General features: G+C 69.1%; 6 protein-coding genes. 5 read left to right on the forward strand and 1 reads right to left on the reverse strand.

Translation table 11 applies throughout. The features are described from left to right. Positions 1-16: 16 nt before the first annotated feature. From FKV25_RS13115 to FKV25_RS13135, 5 genes are read left to right on the forward strand one after another with little or no spacing between them, the layout of a single operon-like run. Positions 17-1,195 carry an acetyl-CoA C-acyltransferase gene (locus FKV25_RS13115; RefSeq protein WP_141519250.1) on the forward strand — a complete coding sequence of 393 codons (1,179 nt, stop codon included), beginning with the start codon at positions 17-19 and terminating at the stop codon, positions 1,193-1,195. A 7-nt stretch (positions 1,196-1,202) separates the two neighbouring features. Then, positions 1,203-3,029, forward strand: coding sequence for an acyl-CoA dehydrogenase (locus tag FKV25_RS13120; protein ID WP_141519251.1), 1,827 nt, complete (start codon positions 1,203-1,205; stop codon positions 3,027-3,029). A 42-nt stretch (positions 3,030-3,071) separates the two neighbouring features. Continuing rightward, entirely contained in the window at positions 3,072-3,551 is a 480-nt protein-coding gene (locus FKV25_RS13125; protein ID WP_141519252.1) for a MaoC family dehydratase, read from the forward strand. A 12-nt stretch (positions 3,552-3,563) separates the two neighbouring features. After that, the gene (locus FKV25_RS13130; RefSeq protein WP_141519253.1) at positions 3,564-4,724 is read left to right on the forward strand and encodes an acyl-CoA dehydrogenase family protein; all 1,161 of its coding nucleotides are present in this window, start codon (positions 3,564-3,566) and stop codon (positions 4,722-4,724) included. A gap of 8 nt (positions 4,725-4,732) precedes the next feature. Further along, complete coding sequence (locus FKV25_RS13135) at positions 4,733-5,851, forward strand: acyl-CoA dehydrogenase family protein (RefSeq protein WP_141519254.1); 1,119 nt, start codon at positions 4,733-4,735, stop codon at positions 5,849-5,851. Between the two features lie 46 nt (positions 5,852-5,897). On the opposite strand, the gene FKV25_RS13140 is transcribed toward FKV25_RS13135, so the two are convergent. Beyond that, entirely contained in the window at positions 5,898-6,299 is a 402-nt protein-coding gene (locus FKV25_RS13140) for a GFA family protein (protein ID WP_141519255.1), read from the reverse strand. Between the last annotated feature and the right edge of the window lie 348 nt (positions 6,300-6,647).

The raw sequence follows: 6,647 nt of genomic DNA on the forward strand, positions 1-6,647 counted from the left end.
GGACTGGATGATCAACGTGAAAGAAGCCGTCATCGTATCGACCGCGCGCACCGGACTGGCCAAGAGCTGGAAGGGCGCGCTCAACATGACCCACGGCGCGACCCTCGGCGGCCATGTCGTCGCCCACGCCGTATCGCGCGCCGGCATCGATCCCGGGGAAGTGGAAGACGTGCTGATGGGCTGCGCGAATCCCGAGGGCGCCACCGGCGTCAACATCGCCCGCCAGTCGGCGGTGCGCGCGGGCCTGCCGGTCAGCGTGCCCGGTGCCACCGTCAATCGCTTCTGCTCCTCGGGCCTGCAAACGATCGCCATGGCCGCGCAGCGGGTGATCGCCGGCGAGGGCGAGACGTTCGTCGCCGGCGGCGTGGAAAGCATCTCCTGCGTCCAGCCGTACATGAACCAGCACATGATCGCCGAAGGCTGGCTCAAGGCGCACAAGCCCGAGATCTACTGGCCGATGCTGCAGACCGCGGAGACCGTGGCCAAGCGTTACGGCATCGACCGCGAGCGCATGGACCGCTACGGCGTGGAAAGCCAGCTGCGCGCCGCCGCCGCGGCCGAGGCGGGCCGCTTCGACGACGAGATCGTGCCGATCACCGTGCTGGCCGGCAGCGCTGATCCTCGCACGCGCCAGCTGCTCACGCGCGAGGTCACGCTCTCCAGCGACGAGGGCATTCGTGCGGACACCACCTATGAAGGCGTCGCCCGGATCCGCACTGCGGTGCCCGGGGGCGTCGTCACCGCCGGCAACGCCAGCCAGTTCTCCGACGGCGCTTCGGCGTCGGTGGTCATGGACGCGGCGGTGGCCGCCCGCCGCGGCATCCCGGCGATGGGCGTGTTCCGCGGCTTCGCCGTGGCCGGCTGCGAGCCGGACGAGATGGGCATCGGCCCGGTCTTCGCCGTGCCCAAGCTGCTCAAGCGCGCGGGCCTGTCGGTCGAAGACATCGGCCTGTGGGAGCTCAACGAAGCCTTCGCCGTGCAGGTCCTCTACTGCATGGACACCCTGGGCATCCCCCACGAGCGACTGAACGTCAACGGCGGTGCCATCGCGGTCGGACACCCCTACGGTGTCAGCGGCGCGCGGCTGGTCGGGCACGCCTTGATCGAAGGCAAGCGGCGGGGCGTGAAGTACGTGGTGGTGACCATGTGCGTCGGCGGTGGCCAGGGCGCGGCCGGCCTGTTCGAGGTCGTCTGAGGCCCGCATGGCATCCCTGCTGCTGTCGCGTCGCGACCTCGACTTCCTCCTGCACGACTGGCTCGATGTCGGCGCACTTTCCGCCGCGCCGCGCTTCGCCGACCACAACCGCGAGACCTTCGATGCGGTACTCGATGCCTGCGAGCGGGTCGCCAGCGAGATGTTCGCGCCTCACTACCAGAAAGCCGACCGCGAGGAGCCCCGCTTCGACGGCGAGCGCGTGCACCTGATCGACGAGATCAAGGCCGCGCTGGATGCCTTCTGCGAAAGCGGGCTGATCGCCGCGGGGCAGGATTACGCGCTCGGCGGCATGCAGTTGCCCCTGGTGGTGGCCAATGCCGGGCTGGCCTATCTGTACGCGGCCAACATCGCCACCAGCGCCTATCCCATGCTGACCCTGGGCAACGCCAACCTCCTGCTTGCCCACGGCACGCCGGCCCAGGTGAAGGCTTTCGTCGAGCCCGAGCTGCAGGGCCGCTTCTTCGGCACCATGTGCCTGTCCGAGCCGCAGGCCGGCTCGTCCCTGGCCGATATCCTCACTCGCGCCGAACCCGATGGCGACTCGCCCTTCGGGCCGCGTTACCGGCTGACCGGCAGCAAGATGTGGATCTCCGGTGGCGACCACGAGCTGTCGGAGAACATCGTCCACCTGGTCCTGGCACGCACGCCCGGCGACGACGGCCGGCCGATCCCCGGCATCCGTGGCCTGTCGCTGTTCGTGGTCCCGAAATTCCTCGTCGACGAGGCGGGCGCGCTGGGCGAGCGCAACGACGTGCAACTGGCCGGGCTCAACCACAAGATGGGCTACCGCGGCACGGTCAACACGCTGCTCAGCTTCGGCGAGGGGACCCGTTACAGGCCAGGGGGCAGGGCGGGTGCGATCGGCTATCTCGTCGGTGGCCTGCACCAGGGCCTGGCCTGCATGTTCCACATGATGAACGAGGCCCGCATCGGGGTCGGGCTCGGCGCCACGGCGCTGGGCTACACCGGCTACCTGCATGCGCTCGACTACGCGCGCGGCCGGCCGCAGGGGCGGCGCATCGACACGGGCGGCAAGGATCCCGGCTCGCCCCAGGTGCCGATCATCGAACACGCCGATGTCCGCCGCATGCTGCTGGCGCAGAAGAGCTACGTGGAGGGCGCGCTTGCACTCAACCTCTACTGCGCGCGCCTGGTCGACGAAGCGCGCGTCGCCGACGACGACGCCACTCGCGCCGAGCTGGAGCTCTTGCTCGACATACTCACGCCGATCGCGAAGAGCTGGCCGTCGCAATGGTGCCTGGCCGCGAACGACCTGGCGATCCAGGTCCACGGCGGGTACGGCTACACGCGCGAGTACAAGGTTGAACAGTTCTATCGCGACAACCGCCTCAACCCGATCCACGAGGGCACGCATGGGGTGCAGGGCCTGGACCTGCTGGGGCGCAAGGTCGTGATGCAGGACGGCGCAGCCCTGCGCCTCTACCTGGCGCGCGTGCGCGCAAGCATCGAGCGCGCCGGCGGCGATACAGACCTGAAGCCGCATGCGCAGGCGCTGTCGCGGCGCGTCGACCGGCTCGCCAGCGTCACCGCGGAGCTGTGGCGCGATGGCGACCCGGGCCTGGCGCTCGCCAATGCCAGCGTCTACCTGGAGGCCTTCGGCCACGTGACCGTGGCCTGGATATGGCTGGAACAGGCCATGGCCACGCGCGGGCGCGACGACGATTTCCACGAGGGCAAGCGACGCGCGGCGCGCTTCTTCTTCGACTGGGAGCTGCCCAGGGTGGACGCCCAGTTCGACCTGCTCGCCCGCCGCGACCGCGGGCCGCTGGACATGCCCGATGCCTGCTTCTGAGCCGCCACCACGCCGACCGCTCCCGGAAGACACGAGACCCGCATGAGATCGCTCGACAACCTCGACGCACTCGCCGACTGGATCGGCCGCGAAGTCGCCTGCAGCGACTGGTGCACCATCGACCAGGCGCGCATCCAGCGTTTCGCCGACGCCACCGGCGACCAGCAGTGGATCCATACCGACCCGGAGCGCGCCGCGCGCGAGTCGCCCTTCGGCGGCACGGTCGCCCACGGCTACCTCACCCTGTCGCTGCTGCCGCACCTGCTGCAGTCCTGCCTGCACATCGGCGGCATCGCCATGGCCGTGAACTACGGGCTGGACCGCGTGCGTTTCCCGGCCCCGGTGCCGGCCGGCAGTCGCGCGCGCGCGCGCCTCACGCTCGATGCCCTGACGCCGCTCGACGGCAGCCTGCAGGCGCACTGGTCTTCGAGCATCGAGATCGAGGGCGGCGACAAGCCGGTCTGCGTGGCACGCATGCTGGTGCGCTACTACCCCCTGACATCCCAGGCCCCTGCCCCATGAGGACGCTTCGACATGGACCTTGATTTCACACCCGCCGAGCGCGAATTCCAGCGCGAGGTACGCGCATTCGTCGAGGCCTCGTTGCCGGACGATATCCGCGAACGCGTCCGCAGCGGCGACGACAGCCGGCTGCGCGACGACATCCAGGCCTGGCAGAAGATCCTGCACGCCAGGGGCTGGGGCGCCCCGATGTGGCCGCGCGAGTTCGGTGGCACCGGCTGGTCGAAGACCGAGCAGTACATCTTCGAAAGCGAGTGCGCGGCCGCCGACGCGCCGCCGCAGTTGGCCTTCGGGCTGAAGATGGTCGCGCCGGTGATCATGCGCTTCGGCACGCCCGAACAGCAGCAGGCCTTCCTGCCGCGCATCCTGTCGGCCGAGGACTGGTGGTGCCAGGGCTATTCCGAACCCGGTTCCGGATCGGACCTGGCCTCGTTGAAGATGCGTGCCGAGCGCGATGGCGACGACTACGTGCTCAACGGCCAGAAGGTGTGGAACACGTTGGGGCAGTTCGCCGACTGGATCTTCTGCCTGGTCCGGACCGATCCCACGACCAAGCCGCAGAAGGGCATTTCCTTCGTGCTGGTCGACATGAAGAGCCCGGGCATCACCGTGCGGCCCACGCGCCTGCTCGACGGCACCTGCGAGGTCAACGAGATCTGGTTCGACAACGTGCGCGTGCCGGTGGCCAACCGCATCGGCGAGGAGAACCTGGGCTGGACCTATGCCAAGTTCCTGCTCGGCCACGAGCGCACCAACATCGCCGGGATCGGCGCGTCCCGGCGCGAGTTGCGCCGCCTGCGCGAGGAGGCCGCGCGCATCCGGCGCAACGGTCGCCCACTGCTCGACGATCCGGTGTTCGGCACGCGGCTCGCCCAGGTGGAGATCGAGCTCAAGGCGCTGGAGATCACCAACATGCGCGTCATCTTCGACGAGGTGCGCAACAAGACGCCCGGCCCGGAGGCCTCGATCCTCAAGGTCCGCGGCACCGAACTCATGCAGCGCATCTCCGAACTCCAGGTCGAGGTGCAGGGCGAGGCGGCATTGCGGCAGGGCGGCGCGGGGGAGGGCGCCCGCGCGGCCGCTGCCTACATGAACCTGCGCAAGCTGAGCATCTTCGGCGGCTCCAACGAGATCCAGCGCAACATCATCGCCCACCTGATTCTCGGACTCTGAGGTCGACCATGGATTTCTCATTCACCGACGAGCAGCAGATGCTGCTGGACACCACCCAGCGCTTCATCGCAGAGCGCTACGACTTCGAGTCCCGCAACGGCGTGCGCGCTTCCGGCGAAGGATGGTCGCGTGCGGTCTGGACCGAACTCGCCGAACTCGGACTGCTGGCGCTCGTCCTGCCGGAAGCCGAAGGCGGCATCGATGCCGGCCCCGTCGGCACCCTGCTGGTGTCGCGCGCCATCGGCGGGGGCCTGCTGCTCGAGCCTTTCCTGTCCAGTGCGATCGTCGCCAGCCAGGCCATCGTCCGGCTGGGCTCCGACGCACAGCGCGCCGAGTGGCTGCCTGCCATGGCCGCGGGCGAGCTGGTCGCCGTCCTCGCGCACGAGGAAACGGGACTGGCGCCCGGCAGCGTTGATCTGGACACCACAGCCACGGCCGACGGCGATGGCTGGCGGATCGACGGCGCCAAGCACGCCGTCTACCACGCGCCGCTGGCAGGCCTCGTGCTGGTATCGGCGCGGGTCGGGGACGGCATCGGCCTCTTCGCGGTGCCGCCGGATGCAGAGGGCCTCGCGATGGACGCCTACGCGAGCATCGACGAACAGCGCGTCGCCGACCTGCGCTTCGATGGCGTGCGTGTCGGCGCACAAGCGCGCCTGGGCGACGAGGCGACCGAAGCGCTGCTCGCCGTCGTCGACATCGGCCTGGCGGCCCTCTGCGCTGAGGCGCTCGGGGCCATGGAGCGGATCCTGCGGGCGACGATCGAGTACACGCGCTCGCGCGTGCAGTTCGGCATGCCGATCGGCGGCTTCCAGGCGCTGCAGCACCGCATGGCCGACATGCTCATGCACCTGGAACAGGCGCGCTCCATGGCCTATCTCGCCGCAGACCAGGCCGGCACGACGGATCGCGACGAGCGCCAGGCGCAGCTGTCCGCGGCCAAGGGCCTGATGGGGCAGGCGGCACGCTTCATCGGCCAGCAATCGGTGCAGTTGCACGGCGGCATGGGCATGACCGACGAGCTCGACGTCAGCCATTACTTCAAGCGCCTGCTCGCGTTCGAACTCCGCTTCGGCGGCACCGACGAACACCTCGAGCGCTACCGGCGGCTGCGCATCGCCCACTGAGGGGCAGGGGGGCGGTCGGGTCCACTTCCCCGGCCCGCTCGCGGGGTCACATCTGCTCGATGCCCTCGGGGAGGCGCACCCAGCCGTGCTTGCGATTCCCGTACACCGACACGACCGGGGGCGGGAATTCCGGGTCGGCGAACGCGCCCACCGGGATCGCCACCATGTCGGGAAGGGCCTCCATCAGGTAGTAGACCGTGCCCCCACAGGCCGGGCAGAAATGGAAGTGCGCGCGCGTGCCCTCGTCGCCGACCAATGAGTGCGTCCGACTCTCTCCCCCCAGTTCCACCGCATCCCGCGGGAACCGCGCCTGCGCACTGAACACGCCGCCCGTGCGCCGCTGGCAGGCCAGGCAATGGCAGATCGACACACGTACCGGTTCGCCCCGCGTCCGGGCCGTGAGCTGGCCGCAACTGCAGGCGGCCACGCGTTCGTTGGGAGTGTCCATGCGGTCTCCATGCAGGGATATGGCCGAAGCCCGGCGGTGGATCGATGCCTGGTCCACCCCGGTCTGGACAGCCTGACGCAACATGATACGGCCATGTGCCTGCCAGCTGTTCAGAACAGCCGCGCAATGCGCTTCGCTTGGCCGCATTCTTGTCGTTGGCGATAGCGCACCCCACGCCGTCATCCCCTAAGAGGACTTTCATGTGATGCCTATCGCCTGAACCAAGCCGCGTCGCGAAGCGGCGTTGGCTTGGATGAGTAAAAAGGAGACTTCCCGCCCTTGCGGATCACCGCTCGGCCTCAAGGGCCATGATGGCATTCACCATCGGTACGTCTGGAGAGGGAAGTC

It is taken from the genome of Marilutibacter aestuarii, from assembly GCF_006546775.1.
GTDB lineage: Bacteria > Pseudomonadota > Gammaproteobacteria > Xanthomonadales > Xanthomonadaceae > Marilutibacter > Marilutibacter aestuarii.

What these genes read in the sequence shown, in the direction of transcription:
- FKV25_RS13120 (WP_141519251.1), top strand. Translation starts at nt 1,203, where the DNA reads ATGGCATCCCTGCTGCTGTCGCGTCGCGACCTCGACTTCCTCCTGCAC.
- FKV25_RS13125 (WP_141519252.1), top strand. Translation starts at nt 3,072, where the DNA reads ATGAGATCGCTCGACAACCTCGACGCACTCGCCGACTGGATCGGCCGC.
- FKV25_RS13130 (WP_141519253.1), top strand. Translation starts at nt 3,564, where the DNA reads ATGGACCTTGATTTCACACCCGCCGAGCGCGAATTCCAGCGCGAGGTA.
- FKV25_RS13135 (WP_141519254.1), top strand. Translation starts at nt 4,733, where the DNA reads ATGGATTTCTCATTCACCGACGAGCAGCAGATGCTGCTGGACACCACC.
- FKV25_RS13140 (WP_141519255.1), bottom strand. Translation starts at nt 6,299, where the DNA reads ATGGACACTCCCAACGAACGCGTGGCCGCCTGCAGTTGCGGCCAGCTC.